We start from the raw sequence: 18,747 nt of genomic DNA on the forward strand, positions 1-18,747 counted from the left end.
AATACAACGATGAACGTCCCCACGATTCATTGGAAGACCTGACGCCATGGGAATATCTGGCGAAATACCAACAGGCGGAAAGCTCTAATCAGCGGTGCAACTAAAACAGGGATGTTTACAGGTCAATGCCGTCGGCAATCAGCTCCCGGGCCTCCGTTCGACGCTCCCGCGCTAGTTTCAGCGAGACATCGGGGTAAACGCCGAGTGCTAGTGTTTTTTCCTTGCCGTCAAATCGGTACTTCATCCTCCAGTACTTCCCGGACGGCTGTATATCCAGATAAAGTCCGGCGCCATCGGTAAGCTTGGTTCGCTTGCCGAATTTTTCGAACTTGGCGGATTGGACCTTTTTGTCGGTCAGGAGGTTTATGGGCCTGAACATGGCGGCGCTTAAGCTCGTTTTGGAGGTACAAAATCTACTATAGCGGGGTGCATTTCAGTTTGCACCCCAGATGTACCCCCAGAATATGTGGATTGGGGCGGAATATTGTGGATCGATAAGGACGCTGTTTTTCGAAAAAAGGCCTGTAAAACAGTTGTTTGGTATTGGGTATGGATCGATGCGGAAGGGTAATTGGTACCCCAGGCAGGACTCGAACCTGCTACCTTCCCCTTAGGAGGGGGACGCTCTATCCAGATGAGCTACTGGGGCATTAACGCGAGAAGGGCGGTATGATAGCGGCCGAAGGGCCGTGGCTCAAGGTGCGTTGGTGTTTGTAGCTTTGGTTGCGGCGACTGGGTTCGTTTTTGGGTAGGGGGCGTTTTGCCGCAGCGCTTTTCGTTAAGTGTCATCGTTCCGGTCTGGCGTGAAGCTGAAACCATTGAGGCAACGCTTGCCAGTTTGCAGGCGCTGCTGTCCAGCGGGGACGAGCAGCGCCACGAGATAATCGTGGTGGACGGCGGCAGTGATGACGGCACCGCCAGCCAGGCCCGGCCTTTTTGCGACCGGGTGATTGTTTCCGAGCCGGGTCGGGCGGTTCAGATGAACGCCGGCGCGGCGGTGGCTTCCGGCGATGTGCTGCTGTTTCTCCATGCCGATACGCGGTTGCCTGCTTCTGCGCTGGACCGCCTTGCTGATTTTGCCGTATCCCCGGCAGCCTGGGGGCGTTTTGATGTTCGCCTGACTGGCAATCGGCGGTTGTTTCGGGTTATTGCCTGGTTCATGAACCGACGTTCCCGGTTGACCGGGATTGCGACCGGGGACCAGGGGATGTTCATTCGCCGGTCGGTTTTCGAGGCGCTGGGTGGTTTCGCGCGGATTCCGCTGATGGAGGATGTGGAAATCTGTGGCCGGCTGAAACCCGTGTCCCGGCCTTTCTGTATTTCAGACCCGGTAATCACAGACAGCCGCCGTTGGCAGAAGCACGGCCCCTGGCGTACCGTGTTTCTGATGTGGCGGATTCGCTGGCGGTACTGGCGCGGCGAGTCGCCAGAGGCACTGGCAAAACTCTATCGGGCGGATGTACGCAATGCAGACTAGGTCAGCGAATTTGGCAGTGGTGATGCAGTTTGCCAAGTGGCCGGAAGCTGGGCGGGTGAAGACCCGGCTGATGCCGGAACTGGGCGAGCAGGGTGCGCTTGAGGCGCATATAATCCTGAGCCTGGCGGTGTTGAACCAGCTGTCTGCCAGCGATTGCGAGGTGCGTTTTTTCTGGGATCGTGATCTGCCCGCCGCGCCCTTGGCGGCCTCCCCGATTATCGAGCGGATTGAAGCGCTGGGCTTGAAACAGGGTATTCAGCGCGGCAAGGTCCTGGGTGAGCGTATGGAGACCGCCCTTGCACAGGGGCTGGCGGAGTTCCCCAAAGCATTGATTGTGGGCAGTGACTGCCCATCGGTGGACGCGGGCTATGTGCATCAGGCGTTAGAAGCGCTGGACCGGGCCGATGTTGTGCTCGGCCCGTCAGACGATGGCGGCTACGTGCTGATCGGCGCCCGAACCCATCTTGCCGGCATGCTAGCTGATGTGAGCTGGGGCACCGATCGTGCCCTGGCCGATACGTTGCGCCGGCTGGAAGCCGTTGGCCTCTCCTGCGAGCAGTTGCCGCCCCGCTGGGACGTGGATGAACCAGGTGACTGGCAGCGCTTTACCCGTGAGTTCCCCGCTTACCGTTCGCCTGCCTGACCCTGGCCCTGTTCAGCCCCGGTTGCATTCCGGCTGAATACCCGGAATGCGTGTGAGCGTTCCACCACTCGGGCCTGGAAGGCTTCCATCAGGTCCTGCCGCGATACTTTCCTGATTGCGTCTGCAAGCCGTTCGCGGGAATCAAAGCCGGTTTCACCACGGTCGATTTCCTGCCAGTAGCGCTGGGAGATTTCCCCCAATTGCCGGTCTCTTTCCAGCAGTTTGCTGATAACGGCCTCTTTCTCGCGCTGGATATCCGCCGGCTTCATGTCGGACAGGGTGTTCATAAAGGTTTTCGAGAAACCCTGAACGGCAGCGTCTATCTCATTGGCGCTGGCGCCAGGGGATTGCACCACGAATCCAAGCGCAGGCATTTCCAGAATTTCATAGGGCATGGCGTAAACGATATAGCCAAGCTGCTGATTGGTGCGGATTTCTTCGTAGAACGGGCTGGCAACTATCTGTGCCAGCAGGCGGTAGGTAGCGCGTTCCCCGAAGCTGGTGTTGTCACCCTGGGCGTAGAGGGTATAGCCGATGTCAGGGTGGTCTACGTCGATACCGGTGACGGTTTCTTCGGCAGGCAGTGGCCGGACCTGGCTACGGGCGACCTCTGTCAGTTCGTTCTGCCGCAGCACTAGGGCGTTGATCTGCTGGGCAAGGTTCAGGGCGGAGGCCTGGGTCATGTTTCCGTGGGCCAGCAGCACCGGGTCCACCTGAGCAAGGAATGCTTCTGCGAAGGATTGCAGTTCTTCAAAAGTGACGGAGCGGGCCGCGGCCAGTTTGTCTTCCGTGCTCCAGGTGCCTTCGATAAGCGCGGTCTGGATGAATTCCGAGGTTTGCTCAACCGGGCGGTTTTTCGCCTTGTTCAGCAGGCCGTCGATCATCTGTTTCCGGGCTATGTCAAAACGCTGCTCCTTCAGAGTGGGGTCGGCAATCTGCGTCAGAATTCGGGTCATCAGAGTGTGCAGTTTGTCGTTGTAGCCGCCCACCCGAATGGTAACGCCGCGCAGGTGCGGATAGATGCTGTAATCCAGCCCGGCCAGCTGGGCCGGGTAGGCCCAGGCGTTAAGGTTGGTTCTGATGGCATCCAGCAGCAGGGATGACAGCACGTTGCTGCGGGCAGAGGCGCGAGTGGCTTCGGTTCGCAAGCCGAGGAAGACGTTGGCTTTGGGGGTTTCGAAGCGGGTATCCCTGGCGTACCAGACATCCATACCCTTGATCTGGCCCAGGGATACGGGTTCAGCCATGGTGGAACCGGCAATCATGCCCAGGTCTTCCGGAATGAACGGGTTGGCCATAGGCAGGGCCAGGTTTTTCGTGCGGCTGTCGTCGATACGGGTAATGGACTCAGTATCCAGTGGCTCCAGAGCGTATTCCGCATCGTACCAGCGGGTTTTCCGGGGGGATTCAAACCCCGGGTCGGGTTCCTGGATGGACACCAGCACGTTGTCGGGTGTCAGCCTGGCCAGAATCGCCCGATACTGGTCGGGCGCAAAGTTTTCCATCATCCAGGGTGCCTGCAGAACGTCTTCCGGGGCGACGTGGGGCATCTGCATGGACAGTCTGGTCACCTTGCTGATGGGTGCCTGGTTTTCGCGGAACCGGAAGTCGATCTGGGCCAGTTGCTTCATTTCCTGGAAGCGTCTTTCGGAAATGCCCTGCTCACGAACCTTGTCAATGTAGGCGAAGGTCAGCCCCAGAATCCGGTCCTGGCTTTCCAGTCCTGCCGGTGTCAGGGACATGCTGATTTCCACGGTTTCTTCTGTCCCGGTATCCATGCCGCTGCCGGCTGAGAGGCTTTCTACCAGGCCGGCCTGTTTGAGCTGGTCGAACAGGCTGCCCGGGCCTTCATGGCCCAGAAGGTTGGCCACATAACTGACCGGTTTGTTGCGGTAATACGGCTGTTGGGATGGAATGGGGAAAGACAGCGACAGTGAGCGGATGTCTTTCAGGGCATCGGCCCGGAGCTTGGCGGGCAGGGTGCCTGGAGCCAGTAGTGGCTCTTCATAGGTTCGGGCTTCAAGCTGGCGGTTTTCAATTCGGTTGAACCGGGACTCGACCATGGCCTCCAGCTCGTCCAGCGTCTGTGGGCCGTACACCGCCAGGGTCATCAGGTTTGACGAGTAGTGTGTCTTCCAGAAGTCGATGAGATCCGGCCGCAGCGGACGCTCTTCGGTGTTCTCGAGGGTGGTCAGGTTGCCTACTGCGAACTGGCTGAACGGGTGGTCCGGATTGCTGATCGCTTTCTTGACCGAGTAAAAACGGCGGCCATCTTCTTTCTGTTTGGCGCTGAATTCCGAATGCACGGCGTTGCGTTCACGGTCCACCAGCTCAGGGGTGAACAGCGGAGCTGCAAACTGTTCCGCAAACCGGTCCAGCGCGGCATCCAGATGCTCGGCCTGAATGTCGAAAAAATAGTTGGTGTCACGGAAGGCGGTGAAAGCGTTGTGGCTGCCACCGTGGCTCTTGATGAATTGCTGGTATTCGCCGGGGTCCGGATATTTCTCGGTGCCCAGAAACAGCATGTGCTCCAGAAAATGCGACAGGCCTTCGCGGTCTGCGGGGTCGTCGCCACTGCCAACCGCCACATTCATTGACGCCGCTGCCTTGTCAGATTCCGGCGAGCTTATCAGCAGCACCCGCAGGTCGTTTTCCAGATTCAGGTAACGATAGGCGTTGTCGTCGTTGGGACTTTTGATCGGCGAGGTTGCCGCCAGGGCCTGGCTGGTGATCAGTAACAGCATCAGCGCCAGTCCGGTGAATCTCACGGCCAGTCTGGCGGGTGAAAGATGAAATGCGTTCCGGGTCATAATGTCTGCCTGTGTATGGTGGCTGCCTGTTAGTGTATCTGGCCGTTGCCGGTGGTTTTGGGCTGCTGGTCCAGGGTCTTCTGGGCCAGGCCAGCCGCCGCCTGCGCATCGAGCTGGCCGCTGGCAATCCGTTCCAGTACGGTTGCCATCACGGCAATCGACTGTTGGTACTGCTGGTGCTCTCGGCGATAGTCTGCAAACTCCGCCTTGAAGGCTTTATCAATGGCCTGGTACACCGCCTGGATTTTTTCTTCCCGGGTGCCCGCATCGGCCGCGGTATCGTTGATGGCTTTCAGGCAGGCCCGGGCGATGGTGATGTAGCGGTCGGCGTTTGGGTCATCGGTTTTCATAGTACGTTCACCAGGTCAAAAAGGGTGGATGTCCGGGTTTAAAAAACAGCGTCTGATTATGTCATTGCTGATGGCCGGTTTCATTTCATTGGCGTAATAGCACGGATTTACAGGCAGGCTGAACACCATGTGCTAGGCTCAGATTCAGCGTGCCTGATGTATGGACAGTCCAGGGCAGGGTAGAGTTCCCTTAAATAGAGTAGAAGCTCTAGCTAAAACAATGGCTTAAATGAGTATTTGCTCTAAAAAAGTCCAATACATGAGGAATGCATTTGAGTACAATGCCGGCGTTCACCGATAGTCCTGGCTCCGGCCTGACTCATTGGAGAGAACAAGGACAGACAACAATATTTTTAAGCAGGGTGGATAATCAATGAACTACTTTCTGACGGGTGGCACCGGTTTCATCGGCCGTTTCCTCGTTGACAAACTGCTGGCTCGTGGCGGCACCGTCTACGTGCTGGTTCGCGAACAGTCGCAGGGCAAGCTGGATGTGCTCCGTGAGCGATGGGGCGCCGACGAAAAACGCGTCAAGGCCGTGGTGGGCGATCTCACCAGCCCGAACCTGGGTATCGACGCCAAGACGATGAAGTCGCTGAAGGGCAACATTGATCATTTCTTCCACCTTGCCGCCGTTTATGACATGGGCGCCGATGAAGAGGCCCAGCAGGCAACCAACATTGAGGGTACCCGCAGCGCGGTCAACGCGGCTGAGGCCATGGACGCAAAATGCTTCCACCATGTCTCTTCCATTGCCGCTGCAGGCCTGTTCAAGGGGACTTTCCGCGAAGACATGTTCGAAGAAGCGGAAAAGCTGGACCATCCGTACCTCAAGACCAAGCACGAATCCGAGAAAGTGGTTCGTGAAAGCTGCAAGGTGCCTTTCCGCATCTACCGCCCGGGCATGGTCATCGGCCATTCCAGAACCGGCGAGATGGATAAGGTTGATGGCCCTTACTACTTCTTCAAGATGATCCAGAAAATCCGCCACGCGCTGCCCCAGTGGGTGCCCACCATTGGTGTTGAAGGCGGCCGCCTGAACATCGTGCCGGTGGATTTCGTGGTGAACGCACTTGACCACATTGCCCATCTTGACGGCGAAGACGGCAACTGTTTCCACCTGGTGGATTCCGACCCCAACAAGGTTGGTGAAATTCTGAACATCTTTGCCGAAGCTGGCCACGCGCCGCGTATGGCCATGCGAATTGATTCGCGGATGTTCGGCTTCATTCCGCCTTTTATCCGTCAAAGCCTTAAAAACCTGCCGCCGGTCAAGCGTCTGACGACTGCTGTGCTGGATGATATGGGCATTCCCCGGTCGGTGCTGTCGTTCATCAATTACCCGACCAAGTTCGACGCCCGTGAAACCGAACGGGTTCTGAAAGGCACCGGTATCGAAGTGCCCAGGCTGGAAGATTACGCACCGGTGATCTGGGACTACTGGGAGCGCCATCTGGATCCGGACCTGTTCAAGGACCGCACGCTCAAGGGTACGGTTCAAGGCCGCGTTTGCGTGGTTACCGGCGCTACCTCCGGTATCGGCCTGGCCACCGCCCAGAAGCTGGCGGATGCCGGTGCCATTCTGGTCATTGGTGCCCGTAAACTTGAGCGCCTGAAGGAAGTGGCCGAGGAGCTCGAATCGCGGGGGGCAAGTGTCCATGCCTATCCGTGCGACTTCTCCGATATGGAAGCCTGCGATGAATTCGTGAAGACCGTGCTGGATAACCACGGCAAGGTGGATGTGCTGGTTAACAACGCCGGCCGTTCAATCCGTCGCTCACTGGACCTGTCCTTCGACCGTTTCCACGACTTCGAGCGCACCATGTCCCTGAACTATTTCGGTTCCGTGCGCCTGATCATGGGCTTCGCACCGAAAATGCTGGAGCAGCGTCGCGGCCATATCGTGAACATTTCCTCCATTGGTGTGCTGACCAATGCTCCGCGCTTCTCCGCATACGTAGCGTCGAAGTCGGCTCTGGATGCGTTCAGCCGTTGCGCCGCTTCAGAGTGGTCCGACCGAAATGTGACTTTCACCACCATCAATATGCCGCTGGTGAAAACACCGATGATCGCGCCCACCAAGATTTACGATTCGGTACCGACACTGTCGCCGGATGAAGCCGCAGACATGGTGGCCAACGCAATCATCTATCGTCCCAAGCGGATTGCCACGCGTCTGGGCACCTTTGCCCAGGTACTGCACGCGGTGGCGCCGAAGATGGGTGAGATCGTGATGAACACCGGTTACCGGATGTTCCCGGATTCCCCGGCGGCAGCCGGCAGCAAGTCCGGCCAGAAGCCGAAGGTATCCACCGAGCAGGTCGCATTCGCGTCCATTATGCGCGGTATTTACTGGTAAGTTTGTCCGGCAAGAAAAAACCCGCTTCGGCGGGTTTTTTTATGGGCGTCAGTTCTCTTCCGGTGGTTCCGGCGGCGGTGGTGGAAAGCCGCCAATCTCACGCCAGCGGTTCACAATGCCGCAGAACAGATCGGCCGTTTTCTCGGCGTCATAGGCGGCGGAATGCGCGTCCTTGTTGCTGAACGGAATGCCCGCCAGCTTGCAGGCCTGGGCCAGTACTGTGTGACCATAGGCAAGGCCGGCCAGGGTAGCGGTGTCGAATGTGGAGAAGGGGTGAAACGGGTTGCGGCGGATGTCGGCGCGGAGGGCGGCGGCAAATACAAAGTTATGGTCAAAGGTAGCGTTGTGGCCAACCAGCACAGCCCGCTTGCAGTCGTGGGCTTTGACGGCCTTGCGTATGGGGCTGAAAATTTCGCTCAAACCCTCACGCTCCGGCACGGCTTCGCGCTCCAGGCTCCAGGGGTCAATACCGGTGAAGTCCAGGGCAGACTGTTCCAGGTTAGCACCTTCGAACGGGTCAATCTGTTGCACGTGGGTTTCGGACCGGCGCAACCAGCCGTCCTCGTCCATGGTCAGAATGACGGCGGCTATTTCCAGGAGTGCATCGGTTTCGGGATTGAAACCACCGGTTTCAACGTCGACGACAACCGGCAGAAATCCGCGAAAGCGGCGCGACATCGGATGTGGCGGTTTGTTTTCTTCAGTCACTGGAACTCCAGAATAGTGTGGTTAGGCGACTTGCCACTGTAATTTTTCACCGGCTTTCAGAGGGACTATATCGCCGTCTGCCAGGGGTAGCGACTCTGGCATCTGCCACGGGGTCTTGATCAGTGTGATGGTGTCCTGGTTCCGGGGCAGGCCGTAAAAATCCGCCCCATTGAAGCTGGCAAAGGCTTCCAGCCTGTCCAGCACGCCCAGTTCCTCAAACACCTCTGCATAAAGCGATAGGGCACTGTAGGCGGAATAACAGCCGGCACAGCCACAGGCGGTTTCTTTACGGTCCCGGGCGTGGGGCGCGGAGTCCGTGCCCAGGAAAAAACGGGTATCACCGCTGGCCACTGCATCGCGCAGAGCCTGCTGGTGTCGGTTCCGCTTGAGCACTGGCAGGCAGTAAAGGTGGGGCCGGATTCCACCCACCAGCAGGTGGTTGCGGTTGTACAACAGATGCTGGGGGGTGATGGTGGCAGCAAGCTGGCCGCCCTGATGACCGTGCACAAAATCCACGGAATCTGCGGTGGTAATGTGTTCGAGCACCACCTTTAACGCCGGAAACGCATCCAGAGTAGGGGCCAGCACTCGGTCCAGGAAGACTTTCTCCCGGTCAAAAATATCAATGTCGGCATCGGTTACCTCACCGTGCACCAGTAGCAGCATGCCGCAGTCACTCATGGCCTGGAGCACCGGGTAAATTCTGCGAATGTCTGTCACTCCAGACTCGGAATTGGTGGTCGCTCCGGCTGGATAAAGTTTGGCGGCAACCACGCCGGCTTTTTTCGCCGTGGTGATATCAGTCGGTGTGGTGGCTTCGGTAAGGTAAAGTGTCATGAGCGGTTCAAAGCCGGTTCCCGGCGCCGCGGCCATAATCCGCTCCCGATAGGCCAGGGCCATGGCTGCATCGGTCACCGGCGGTGTCAGGTTTGGCATGATGATGGCGCGGCCAAAATGGCGGGCTGTTGCCGGAACCACGTCGTTCAGAACGGCGCCGTCGCGGACGTGCAGGTGCCAGTCGTCAGGGCGGGTGATGGTGATCTGATGTGTCATGTCTGGGTTCCGGGCTTGGCAAAATTCTGCGGGATTATATCAGAACCGGTTTCCGATTGTTTCCGGGCGTGGCCTAAAGATTTCCGGCGGACGGCCGTAAAGCCCAGAAGAACCAACTCAGCGAATGGACCGGACGTATGGCCAGATTTCCACAAGGTTTCCGGGGGCTCCTGGCGGCCACGGTGCTTGCAGGCGCGGCCATTGCCCCTGGTGTGCAGGCTGGCACCTATGGAGCCGGTATTGAGAACAGTCAGTGGTATCTGTCCCAGTCGGTCTTTGAATGTACCCTGGTGCACGAGGTGCCGGGGTACGGTCGTGCGGTGTTCAAGCATCGCGCGGGCGAGACCCTGTCGTTCTTCCTCGAATCTGAACTGGCACTGATGCGCCCCGGTAACGGCCGCATGGTCGTGGAGGCCCCGGCCTGGCGTCCGGGTGTAAAACCCCGGCCGATGGGTAATGTTACGGTGTCAGACGGCCCCAGGCAGGTGGAACTGGATTCCCGCCAGTCGATGATTCTGATCCAGGGCCTGATGGATGGCATGAGCCCGACGGTCACCCGCGAATCCTGGTATGACCGCAGCCCGATCCGGGTTCGGGTATCCAATATCAATTTTTCCCGGCAGTTTCCGGCCTATCGCTCCTGCACCGCTGGCCTGCTGCCCGTCAATTATGACCAGATCAAACGCTCGCGGGTGCCTTTCGGACCGGGCAGCACCAGTCTTTCCGCAGCTGACCGCCGACTGCTTGATAACATTGTGACCTACGTGCTGGCTGATTCCACGGTCGAACGGGTATTTGTGGATGGTCACACCGATAGCAGTGGCAGCCGGATCAACAACCGCGCCCTTTCAGAAGAACGGGCCAATGCCGTCGCGGACTATCTGATCGGGGAAGGCCTGCCGGAAGATCTGATCATCGTTAGAGCTCATGCAGACCAGTATCCTGCCTCGAACCGGGCGGCGGATAACCGCCGCACCACCATACGGCTGCAGCGCGAAGGGGAACGTCCAGAGCTGCAACAGGCCCAGAGCTACGGACCAGCCACACCCAGCAGCTAATCAACGGCCATTTACAGGTCAGTGGATGCGGGTGAGCACTTCCAGATGGGCATTCACGCTTTCGGCCAGTGCTTTCAGGTGATATCCGCCTTCCAGGGTTGAAATGATGCGGTCATTGGCATGGTCGTGGGCCACGCTGGCCAGCATCTCTGTCAGCCAGGCGTAGTCTTCAGCTTCCAGGTTCAGTTCGGCCAGCGGGTCCAGCCTGTGGCCATCAAATCCGGCGGAGATCAATACTATCTGCGGCCGGAAATCCTGCAGTTTTTTCAACCAGGCTTCCTCCACGATTTTCCGGTAACCCAGCGCCGACTCACCCGCTTCAATGGGAGTGTTAATAATATTCTCCGCCTGACGGTGCACGTGGGAGTGGGGATAGAACGGATGCTGGAAGCTTGAGCACATCAGGATGCGTTCGTCACCTCCGACAATATCGACTGTGCCATTGCCCTGGTGCACATCAAAATCGACGATGGCAACGCGCTCGAGGTGATGGAAATTCAGCGCCCGCTTGGCCGCGAGAGCCACGTTATTGTAGAAACAGAACCCCATGGATTTGCTACGTTCGGCATGATGCCCCGGCGGGCGGGCGCAAATGAAGGCGTTGGTCAACTGGCTGCTCAGCACCATATCCACCGCCTGAATGTTGGCGCCGGCTGCCAGCCGTGCTGCCCGCAGGGTATGGGGCATCATGGCGGTGTCCGGGTCTGTGTATACCCGGCCCTTGGTGGGTTGCATCAGTTCAAGCTGATGCAGATAGCCCTCGGGGTGGGCCAGTAACAGCTGGTCGCGGGTGATCTCTTCGGGTTTGACCCAGTCCAGGGTCTGGTCAAGGCCGGTCTGGCCGAGATAGCTGATGATGGACGACAGGCGTTCCGGACACTCCGGGTGTTCAGGGCCCATTACGTGGCGGGCAAAGTCGTCGTGGGAAAAGAATCCGGTTGTCATTTTGGCACCGACACCCCGTGTTGTATTTTATTTGTTCAAGGTTATCAGGGATTACCCGTGTTTTCCCGAGTTCTTTGGTCGTAGGGTTGCGGGTACGTTTCGCATTGAGGCCCAACAGCCTAAGATAGGATCTCAGGAATCACAGCAGCAAGGAGACCCGCGTGAGCACCCGTTATCTGGAAAGCCTGTTCAACCCCGATTCAATTGTGGTGATTGGCGCGTCCGAGCGTTCGGATAATCTGGGCGGTATGGTGCTGCGAAACCTGCTTGGTGGTGGTTACGCGGGGCGGCTTCTGGTGATCAACCGCAACCAATACGACAATGTTCATGGTGTGCCCTGTGTTCGCAAAGTGTCGCAGATGCCTGAGAAGACGGACCTGGCGATTGTCTGCACCCCGCCGGAAACCGTGCCGAAAATGGTGCGCAAGCTGGGCGAGGCCGGGGTACGCACCGCTATCGTGATGACCGGTGGCATGTCCCGAAGCCACAGCAAAACCGGCCAGCCACTGATGTATTCGGTTCGCAAGGCGGCACGGGACAGTGGCATACGGGTGCTAGGGCCCAATACCATCGGTCTGATGGTGCCGGCGCGGAAACTCAACGCCACCTATGCCCACATGGGGGCTATTCCCGGCAAGGTCGCGTTTATCGGGCAGTCCGGCACCATTGCCAGTTCGATTCTGGACTGGGCGTTTGCCCGGGGCGTGGGCTTCTCCTATTTTCTGACGCTGGGCGATGGCATGGACATCGACCATGACGATCTGATCGACTACCTGGCCCAGGATTCCAGTACCCGTGCCATTCTGCTGCACCTCGAGCATATTCCCAACCCCCGACGGTTCATGTCTGCTGTTCGTGTTGCCTCCCGCACCAAGCCGGTGATTGCCGTGAAAAGTGGCCGGGTTCCGGAATCGGAATGGATGCCCCATGTGCTGCCTGTAGGCCTGACCCAGAGTGACCCAATTTACGATGCCATGCTGCAACGGGCCGGGGTACTGAGAGTAGATGGCCTGGGCCAGATGTTTGATGCGCTGGAAACACTGACCCGAATGCGCACCCTGCGAAAGGAAGGCCTGGCGATTATTGCCAACGGCGTTGGCCCCGGAGTGCTTGCGGTGGACCGCCTGGCCGCGCTGGAGGGGGAGCTGTCGCAATTTTCGGAAGACACAATAACCGAACTGGCAGACCATCTGCCCCGCTATTGGACTCGCAAGAATCCGGTGGACCTTGGCTATGACGCCTCGCCTGAGCTCTACGCGCGGGCGGTAAAGATTCTTGCGAAAGATACCCAGATCACCAACCTGCTGGTGATGTATGCCCCGACGCTGACGGAGGACAGCCTTCAGATTGCAGACGCGGTGGTTCAGGCCGCCCGGGGCACACGGCTGAATGTTTTCACCTGCTGGCTGGGCCAGAGTACCGTTATGGATGCCCGTGACGAGTTCTATCGTGCTGGTGTGCCGTCTTTTTTCAACCCGGAAAAAGCAGTTACTGCCTTTATGCAGCATGTTCGGCATCAACGGGTGCAGCGCCTGCTAACAGAAACCCCCGAATCCTTCACCGATCATCTGGCTGATCGGTCCCACACCCGGCGGCTGGTGACCGAGGCGCTGCGAGACAGGCGTTACTGCCTGACCAACCAGGAATCCCGGGAGGTCATCCGCGAATACGGTATTAACACCATCGACACCATCTACTGTGATGATGTTGAGGAAGTGCTTGAAGCCTTTGCGGTTGAGCGCAGGCCGATTGATATCACCCTGATACACGAGCAGTCCTGCGTTCCCCTTGTTGCACTCAGCCCCGGCCAGCGCCGGTACAAAGGCACGGTACAGAAGCTGAACAGCGAAGGCGCGATTATCGATTCCTGCCGTTTTCTGATGGAGGAGTACCAGAAACATTATCCGGACAGCGGCTTCCTGGGTTTTGCCATCCAGCGTTCTTACCAGCACGTGGGCGGTATTGAGTTTAGCGTGGGTATTACCCGGGATGAGCTGTTCGGCCCGCTGGTTGTCTGTGGGGCAGCCGGTGCCCAGATCAATGTGCTGTCCGACCGGCAGATAGCCCTGCCACCACTGAATATGGTGCTGGCGCGGGAACTGCTGCGTCGCACCTATATGTACAAGCTGTTGAACGAGCACAGCTTGAAGCCGGAGGAGGATATCCGGGCGGTGGCGGAGACACTGGTTACGCTGTCCCAGATTGTGATCGACATCCCCGAAATCCGTGGCCTGGAAATCTTGCCTTTGCTGTTTAACGATGACGGCGCCGTGGCCGTCAATGTGGCCATCGATCTGTCAGACAAGCCGGGTAAGCCCATTATCCAGGCCTACCCACGAGAGCTGGAAGAATGGATTGTGCTGCCAAAATCCGGGCGCCGGGTCATTATCCGGCCGGTGCTGGCGGAAGACGAACCTGCCCATCGGGCCTTCCATGAACTGCAGTCACCGGAATCCATCCGTTACCGGTTTTTTCAGTACCGCAAGCACTTTTCCCGGGAAGACGTCGCCCAGATGGTGCAGATCGATTACGACCGTGAAATGGTATTTATCGCCAATGCCCCCCGGGAGGATGCCGAGGGCGAGGAAACCCTGGGCACCGTCAGAACCTGGACCGATGCGGACAATCTACGCTGCGAATTCGCGGTGATGGTGCACGATAATATGAAGGGCGAAGGCCTGGGTGTCGCATTGATGCAGAAAATGATCGACTACTGTCGGGCTAAAGGCACGGTGGAAATGGTGGGCAATGTATTGCCAGACAACGTGCCTATGCTACGGCTGGCGGAGCATCTGGGGTTTGAAACCCGTTACAACGCTGAAGAAGACGTGATTGATCTGCTGCTGATCCTGAACGAGCCGGAGAAAGACTGGCAGCGTGAGCGGCTGGATCAGGGCTCTCACTAGGCGTGCCAGTCTTTCCGGTTTTCCGGCTTTACTCTTCTACAATTGCTGAGCGATCCTCACCGCCCAGGGCTTCCAGCAGCCCTGGGATCAGCCGGGACATCTCCAGCGTCATCAGCGAGAAAGCCGCGTCAAAGCGAGCGGCGGCGTCATCAGCGTCTACGTCATCCAGTTTTTCCTGAAGCGTTTCACCGAACTTCAGGCGCTTGATGCCCAGCTCTTCATCCAGCACGAAAGACACGTTGTCGTCCCAGGTGACGGACAGTTTGGTCACCAGCATGCCGGCGTCCAGATGGGTGCGAATGTCGTCGCCCTGCAGATCAAGTCCCTTGCAGCGAACTACGCCGCCGTCTTCAGATGGGTCTTTCAGTTCGCACTCGGTGCCCAGCTCAATGGCTGCGGGCAGGTCGATGGTTTCGTTCAGCCAGCCGGTGAAGGTGAAAGACGGAGCCTGTTCAACGGCTGGCGGGCGCACGGGCAGAGAACCCACGCTTTTGCGAAGGGCGGAGGCCAGATCTTCTGCCTGTTTGGCAGATCCGGCATCTACCACCAGAACGCCGTCGGCTGGTGCCAGATAGGCGTAGCACCGGCGGTTCTTGGAAAACGCCCTGGGCAGCATTTCCAGGGTGACTTCTTCTTTTATTTCGTCTTTTTCCTTGCGGCGGACTTTACGGCCCTGTTCTATTTCGATGGCTTCCGCTTTCTCGTCTACCAGCTCTTTCACTACTGACGAGGGCAGTAGCTTCTCTTCCTTGCGCAGGGCAATCAGGAAGCAGCCGCCGGCGCTATGAACCAGCATGTCGCTGTGTTTGCCCATAGGCGGAACCCAGCCCTGGCGTGACGTTTCCTGGGGGGCGCAAGGCTTGAAGGCTTCGGCCTGCAGTTGCTCTTCCAGAGCTTCGGCGGTGATTTCAAAGGGCTTGGTAAAACGGAAAACGCGGGCATTACGAAACCACATGGTCCGGGTCCTTGTTAATATCTGGGGGTTGTCGAACAGATTCGCAGTTGATCAAGGTCTATCAAGAGGGAAGGGATGATACATCAAATCTGCATGATTTCGACTAACACCGTTTTAACAATAAAACCGACCACCCCGGCGCCTAGAATGGTGAACAGGGCAATGGTACCGAACCGACCCGCCTGGGACTTTTTAGCCAGGTCCCAGACGATAAAACCCATCCAAACGATCAGACCGGTCAGCAGTACCAGCATTGCGAGTTGGGAAAAAACCGCTTCACTCATGACTGTTCGTCGCGGAGGAATACCCAGTTATCGGCATCCGATTGCTCATCACTGAAGCGGTAGCCCTCAAGGTCGAACCCTTTCAGATCATCAGCCTGGGTGATGTTGTTCTGGATGGCATAGCGGCACATCAGGCCGCGGGCCTTTTTAGCGTAAAAGCTGATCATTTTGTACTGGCCGTTCTTCCAGTCCTTGAATTGGGGGGTGATCAGCCTGGCGTCCAGGTCATTTTGGCGAACACTTTTGAAGTATTCGTTGGACGCCAGGTTTACCAGCACACCGTCATCTGCTTTCAGCAGGCGGTTGAGTTCATCGGTAATTTTGCTACCCCAGAAAGCGTAAAGGTCTTTGCCACGGTTGTTCTCAAACTTGGTGCCCATTTCCAGACGGTAGGGCTGCATCAGGTCAAGCGGCCTTAGAACGCCGTACAGGCCGGAAAGAATGCGCAGGCGCTTTTGGGCAATCTCGAACTCTTTATCGCTGAAGCTTTCGGCGTCCAGGCCGGTGTATACATCGCCCTTGAACGCCAGCACGGCCTGTCGCGCGTTATCCTGGGTGAACGGCGTGTGCCAGGTGCGAAAACGTTCGGCGTTAAGCTGGCCCAGTTTTTCGCTGACGCTCATCAGGTTGCTGATGTCGTGGGGCTCCAGCGTTTTAAGCTGATCGACCAGTTCGCAGGAATCGTCCAGAAATTCCGGCTGGCTGTTTTTTGTGGTTGCCAGAGGACTTTCATAATCCAGCGTTTTAGCAGGGGAAATAACCATCAACATGTCGGGTGTTCCTCATCGAAGAAAGTTCATTAACTGGTCCCTGGTAAATGGCCAGTCCAGCTCCTCGCCGGTGTCCGTGCGGTGCAGTACCGGAATGCGCGTGCCATAGCGCTCCACCAGTTTTTCGGACTGGGCAATGTCCACAGCGTCTACCGGTATCGGCTCCGGCATGGGCGTATTCACCAGCAGGGCCTCTGCTACTTCGCACAGGTGACACTGGGACGTTGTGTAGAAAATCAGTTCCATTGCTTTCGATTACTTCTGCTTGGGCTGCGCGTCTATCTGCTGGCCGTTGATGGCCTGGCTGTCGCGGCCCATCAGGTACAGATACACCGGCATCAACTCCTCCGGCGTCGGGTTCTTCTGAGGGTTCTCTGCCGGGTAGGCCGTTGCCCTCATGTTGGTCCGGGTGGCACCGGGGTTAAGGCTGTTCACGCGTACATTATGCCGGTCGTCGTCCAGTTCTTCGGACAGCAGCTGGCTCAGGCCTTCCAGTGCGAATTTGGACACTGCGTAAGCGCCCCAGTAGGCCTTGGCTTTGCGACCCACTCCGGAAGAGGTGAAGATCACCGAAGCATCGTCAGATTTGCGCAATAGCGGAATCATTGCCCGGCTCAGCAGGAACGGCGCAGTGGCATTTACGTGCATGACTTTTGACCAGATCTCAGGGTCATAAAGTTCCACAGGGCTGCGGTTTCCCAAAATGGCTGCGTTGTGAAGCAGGCCGTCCAGGCGGTCGAAGTTGTCTTCGATGGTCATGGCCAGCTCTTCATACTCCTTGACAGCTGCGCCTTCTAGGTTCAGAGGCACGATGGCGGGCTTGGGGTGACCGGCGGATTCGATTTCATCGTAGACAGCTTCCAGCTTTGCCACGGTCCGGCCGACCAGGATTACGGTGGCACCGTGTGCGGCATAGGTCTTTGCCGCTGTTCTGCCAATGCCGCTGCCAGCGCCCGTCACCATGATGATTCGGTCTTTCAGTAGATCTGCCGGGGCCTGGTAGTCCTGCATGGTGTTTCTCCCTGAGAAAAGCCCTATTGTAACAGTTTTGCGAGGTCGTTGACCGTATCGGCGATGTGATCCGCCTGCCATGAATCGACGGTTTCCGGTTGTTCGATATAGCCGTAACGGACGGCAATGGTCTTCATTCCGGCATTGCGACCGGCGTCGATATCGCGCTTGTGATCGCCCACGTAAATGGCGGTTTCAGGGGTTGCCTGCGTTTCATTGCAGGCCAGGAACAGGGCCTCGGGGTCAGGTTTGGTGTTGGCCACGTGATCAGGGCAGATCAGGGTCGAGCAGCGCTTTCCGAGCCCCAGGGCCTGAATCAGCGGCGCCGCAAAACGCACTGGTTTGTTGGTGACTATGCCCCAGGGAATCTGCCGCGCTTCCAGTGACAGAAGAATTTCGTCCATGCCGTCGAACAGGGTTGTTTCAACCGCAACGCCGATTTCATACAGGTCCAGAAATTCGGCGCGCAGTTCGGCATAGCCGGGCTGGTGCTGTTCGATGCCGAAACCGATACGGACCATGGCCCGCGCTCCGTCAGACACTGACTGCCGGATAAACTCGGGCGGGAGCGGGTCGAGACTGCGGGTTTGCCGCAGCTGGTTCAGGCACCGGATAAAATCCGGGGCGGTATCGATCAGCGTGCCGTCCAGGTCAAACAGAACGGCCGAGGGCTTGTGGTTCACGACGATGACTGCTCTCCTCGCGAGTCGATGGCGTGCATCAGGTAGTTGACGTCGACATCTCGACCCAGTCGATAGACTTTGGTGATGGGGTTATAGGTCATGCCAGTGAGTTCGCTCACCTCCAGGCCCGCGTGGCGAAGATAATCAGACATTTCCGACGGCCGGATGAATTTCTGCCATTCGTGGGTGCCCCTTGGCAGCAGCCGTAGCACGTATTCGGCGCCGACAATCGCAAACAGGAATGACTTCGGATTGCGGTTGATGGTTGAAACAAACAGGTGACCGCCAGGCTTGAGAAGCGCGGCACAGGCCTTGACAACGGAGGCGGGGTCGGGAACGTGTTCCAGCATCTCGAGGCAGGTGACCAGGTCGTATTGGCCGGCGTGCTCTGGGTCACTGGCCAGCTCTTCCACAGTGGTCTGTTGGTAGTCGACGTTGATCCCGCTTTCCATGCCATGGAGCCTGGCAACGGCGAGCGGCGCTTCGCCCATGTCGATACCGGTCACGTGGGCTCCGCGCTGGGCCATGCCCTCAGACAGGAGTCCGCCGCCGCAGCCAATATCAATGGCTTTTTTGCCGGCCAGGGGGCAGCGCTCTTCGATATAGTTCAGCCGCAGCGGGTTGATGTCGTGCAACGGCCTGAATTCGCTGGTGGGGTCCCACCAGCGGCTGGCGAGGGCCTCGAATTTTGCGATCTCACTCTGATCTACGTTCTGTTTACTCATAGCAAACTGC

The 18,747-nt window shown here is 57.9% G+C and carries 18 protein-coding genes and 1 tRNA gene; 5 read left to right on the forward strand and 14 right to left on the reverse strand.

Annotation, left to right across the window (positions count from 1 at the left end; all coding sequences use genetic code 11):
• Positions 1 to 115 precede the first annotated feature (115 nt).
• Positions 116 to 379: an Arm DNA-binding domain-containing protein gene (locus tag E5Q11_RS17015; protein WP_225315077.1), complete on the reverse strand. Its 264-nt coding sequence runs from the start codon at positions 377 to 379 to the stop codon at positions 116 to 118.
• A gap of 193 nt (positions 380 to 572) precedes the next feature.
• Positions 573 to 649, reverse strand: a tRNA-Arg gene (locus tag E5Q11_RS17020).
• A gap of 111 nt (positions 650 to 760) precedes the next feature.
• Here E5Q11_RS17020 and E5Q11_RS17025 point away from each other — a divergent pair.
• Both E5Q11_RS17025 and E5Q11_RS17030 read left to right on the forward strand, forming a co-directional pair.
• Positions 761 to 1,477, forward strand: coding sequence for a TIGR04283 family arsenosugar biosynthesis glycosyltransferase (locus E5Q11_RS17025; protein WP_135804652.1), 717 nt, complete (start codon positions 761 to 763; stop codon positions 1,475 to 1,477).
• Entirely contained in the window at positions 1,467 to 2,120 is a 654-nt protein-coding gene (locus E5Q11_RS17030; protein ID WP_135804653.1) for a TIGR04282 family arsenosugar biosynthesis glycosyltransferase, read from the forward strand. Before E5Q11_RS17025 ends, E5Q11_RS17030 begins: the two co-directional genes overlap by 11 nt.
• On the opposite strand, the gene E5Q11_RS17035 is transcribed toward E5Q11_RS17030, so the two are convergent.
• Together E5Q11_RS17035 and E5Q11_RS17040 are read right to left on the reverse strand one after the other, a co-directional pair.
• Complete coding sequence (locus E5Q11_RS17035; RefSeq protein WP_135804654.1) at positions 2,102 to 4,930, reverse strand: insulinase family protein; 2,829 nt, start codon at positions 4,928 to 4,930, stop codon at positions 2,102 to 2,104. The genes E5Q11_RS17030 and E5Q11_RS17035 overlap by 19 nt on opposite strands.
• 29 nt (positions 4,931 to 4,959) lie before the next feature.
• A complete protein-coding gene (locus tag E5Q11_RS17040; RefSeq protein ID WP_135804655.1) occupies positions 4,960 to 5,280 on the reverse strand; it encodes a hypothetical protein in 321 nt (106 codons plus the stop codon).
• Between the two features lie 373 nt (positions 5,281 to 5,653).
• On the opposite strand from E5Q11_RS17040, the gene E5Q11_RS17045 reads away from it, so the two are divergent.
• The gene (locus tag E5Q11_RS17045; protein WP_135804656.1) at positions 5,654 to 7,639 is read left to right on the forward strand and encodes an SDR family oxidoreductase; all 1,986 of its coding nucleotides are present in this window, start codon (positions 5,654 to 5,656) and stop codon (positions 7,637 to 7,639) included.
• Between the two features lie 48 nt (positions 7,640 to 7,687).
• Here E5Q11_RS17045 and rnt read toward each other — a convergent pair whose 3' ends face one another.
• Both rnt and pyrC read right to left on the reverse strand, forming a co-directional pair.
• Complete coding sequence (gene rnt / locus E5Q11_RS17050; protein WP_135804657.1) at positions 7,688 to 8,347, reverse strand: ribonuclease T; 660 nt, start codon at positions 8,345 to 8,347, stop codon at positions 7,688 to 7,690.
• Between the two features lie 21 nt (positions 8,348 to 8,368).
• Positions 8,369 to 9,400 carry a dihydroorotase gene (gene pyrC / locus E5Q11_RS17055; protein ID WP_135804658.1) on the reverse strand — a complete coding sequence of 344 codons (1,032 nt, stop codon included), beginning with the start codon at positions 9,398 to 9,400 and terminating at the stop codon, positions 8,369 to 8,371.
• 137 nt (positions 9,401 to 9,537) lie between these two features.
• Between pyrC and E5Q11_RS17060 the strand changes: the two genes are divergently transcribed.
• A complete protein-coding gene (locus E5Q11_RS17060) occupies positions 9,538 to 10,458 on the forward strand; it encodes a flagellar protein MotY (protein WP_135804659.1) in 921 nt (306 codons plus the stop codon).
• An 18-nt stretch (positions 10,459 to 10,476) separates the two neighbouring features.
• Here E5Q11_RS17060 and E5Q11_RS17065 read toward each other — a convergent pair whose 3' ends face one another.
• On the reverse strand, positions 10,477 to 11,403 hold the full coding sequence (locus tag E5Q11_RS17065) for a histone deacetylase family protein (protein ID WP_135804660.1): 927 nt from the start codon (positions 11,401 to 11,403) through the stop codon (positions 10,477 to 10,479).
• Between the two features lie 161 nt (positions 11,404 to 11,564).
• Here E5Q11_RS17065 and E5Q11_RS17070 point away from each other — a divergent pair, with 161 nt between their 5' ends.
• Positions 11,565 to 14,309: a bifunctional acetate--CoA ligase family protein/GNAT family N-acetyltransferase gene (locus E5Q11_RS17070; protein ID WP_135804661.1), complete on the forward strand. Its 2,745-nt coding sequence runs from the start codon at positions 11,565 to 11,567 to the stop codon at positions 14,307 to 14,309.
• Between the two features lie 28 nt (positions 14,310 to 14,337).
• Here the strand turns inward: E5Q11_RS17070 and rdgC are convergent, their stop codons facing one another.
• The 7 genes from rdgC to ubiG all read right to left on the reverse strand — a co-directional run bounded on the left by rdgC (position 14,338) and on the right by ubiG (position 18,737).
• Positions 14,338 to 15,264: a recombination-associated protein RdgC gene (rdgC, locus tag E5Q11_RS17075; protein WP_135804662.1), complete on the reverse strand. Its 927-nt coding sequence runs from the start codon at positions 15,262 to 15,264 to the stop codon at positions 14,338 to 14,340.
• Positions 15,265 to 15,347: 83 nt separating this feature from the next.
• Positions 15,348 to 15,548 (reverse strand): DUF2788 domain-containing protein, encoded by a 201-nt coding sequence (locus tag E5Q11_RS17080; RefSeq protein WP_135804663.1) that lies wholly within the window; start codon positions 15,546 to 15,548, stop codon positions 15,348 to 15,350.
• Entirely contained in the window at positions 15,545 to 16,318 is a 774-nt protein-coding gene (gene yaaA / locus E5Q11_RS17085; RefSeq protein ID WP_135804664.1) for a peroxide stress protein YaaA, read from the reverse strand. The genes E5Q11_RS17080 and yaaA overlap by 4 nt, the downstream gene beginning before the upstream one ends.
• Before the next feature lie 12 nt (positions 16,319 to 16,330).
• On the reverse strand, positions 16,331 to 16,564 hold the full coding sequence (locus E5Q11_RS17090; protein ID WP_135804665.1) for a glutaredoxin family protein: 234 nt from the start codon (positions 16,562 to 16,564) through the stop codon (positions 16,331 to 16,333).
• Between the two features lie 9 nt (positions 16,565 to 16,573).
• Positions 16,574 to 17,329, reverse strand: a complete 756-nt coding sequence (locus E5Q11_RS17095; protein WP_135804666.1) for a YciK family oxidoreductase — start codon at positions 17,327 to 17,329, stop codon at positions 16,574 to 16,576.
• Positions 17,330 to 17,352: 23 nt separating this feature from the next.
• Positions 17,353 to 18,012 (reverse strand): HAD-IA family hydrolase, encoded by a 660-nt coding sequence (locus E5Q11_RS17100; protein WP_225315076.1) that lies wholly within the window; start codon positions 18,010 to 18,012, stop codon positions 17,353 to 17,355.
• The gene (gene ubiG / locus E5Q11_RS17105; RefSeq protein ID WP_135804668.1) at positions 18,009 to 18,737 is read right to left on the reverse strand and encodes a bifunctional 2-polyprenyl-6-hydroxyphenol methylase/3-demethylubiquinol 3-O-methyltransferase UbiG; all 729 of its coding nucleotides are present in this window, start codon (positions 18,735 to 18,737) and stop codon (positions 18,009 to 18,011) included. Before ubiG ends, E5Q11_RS17100 begins: the two co-directional genes overlap by 4 nt.
• Positions 18,738 to 18,747: the final 10 nt, after the last annotated feature.

The organism is Marinobacter confluentis (genome assembly GCF_004785685.1).
GTDB lineage: Bacteria > Pseudomonadota > Gammaproteobacteria > Pseudomonadales > Oleiphilaceae > Marinobacter > Marinobacter confluentis.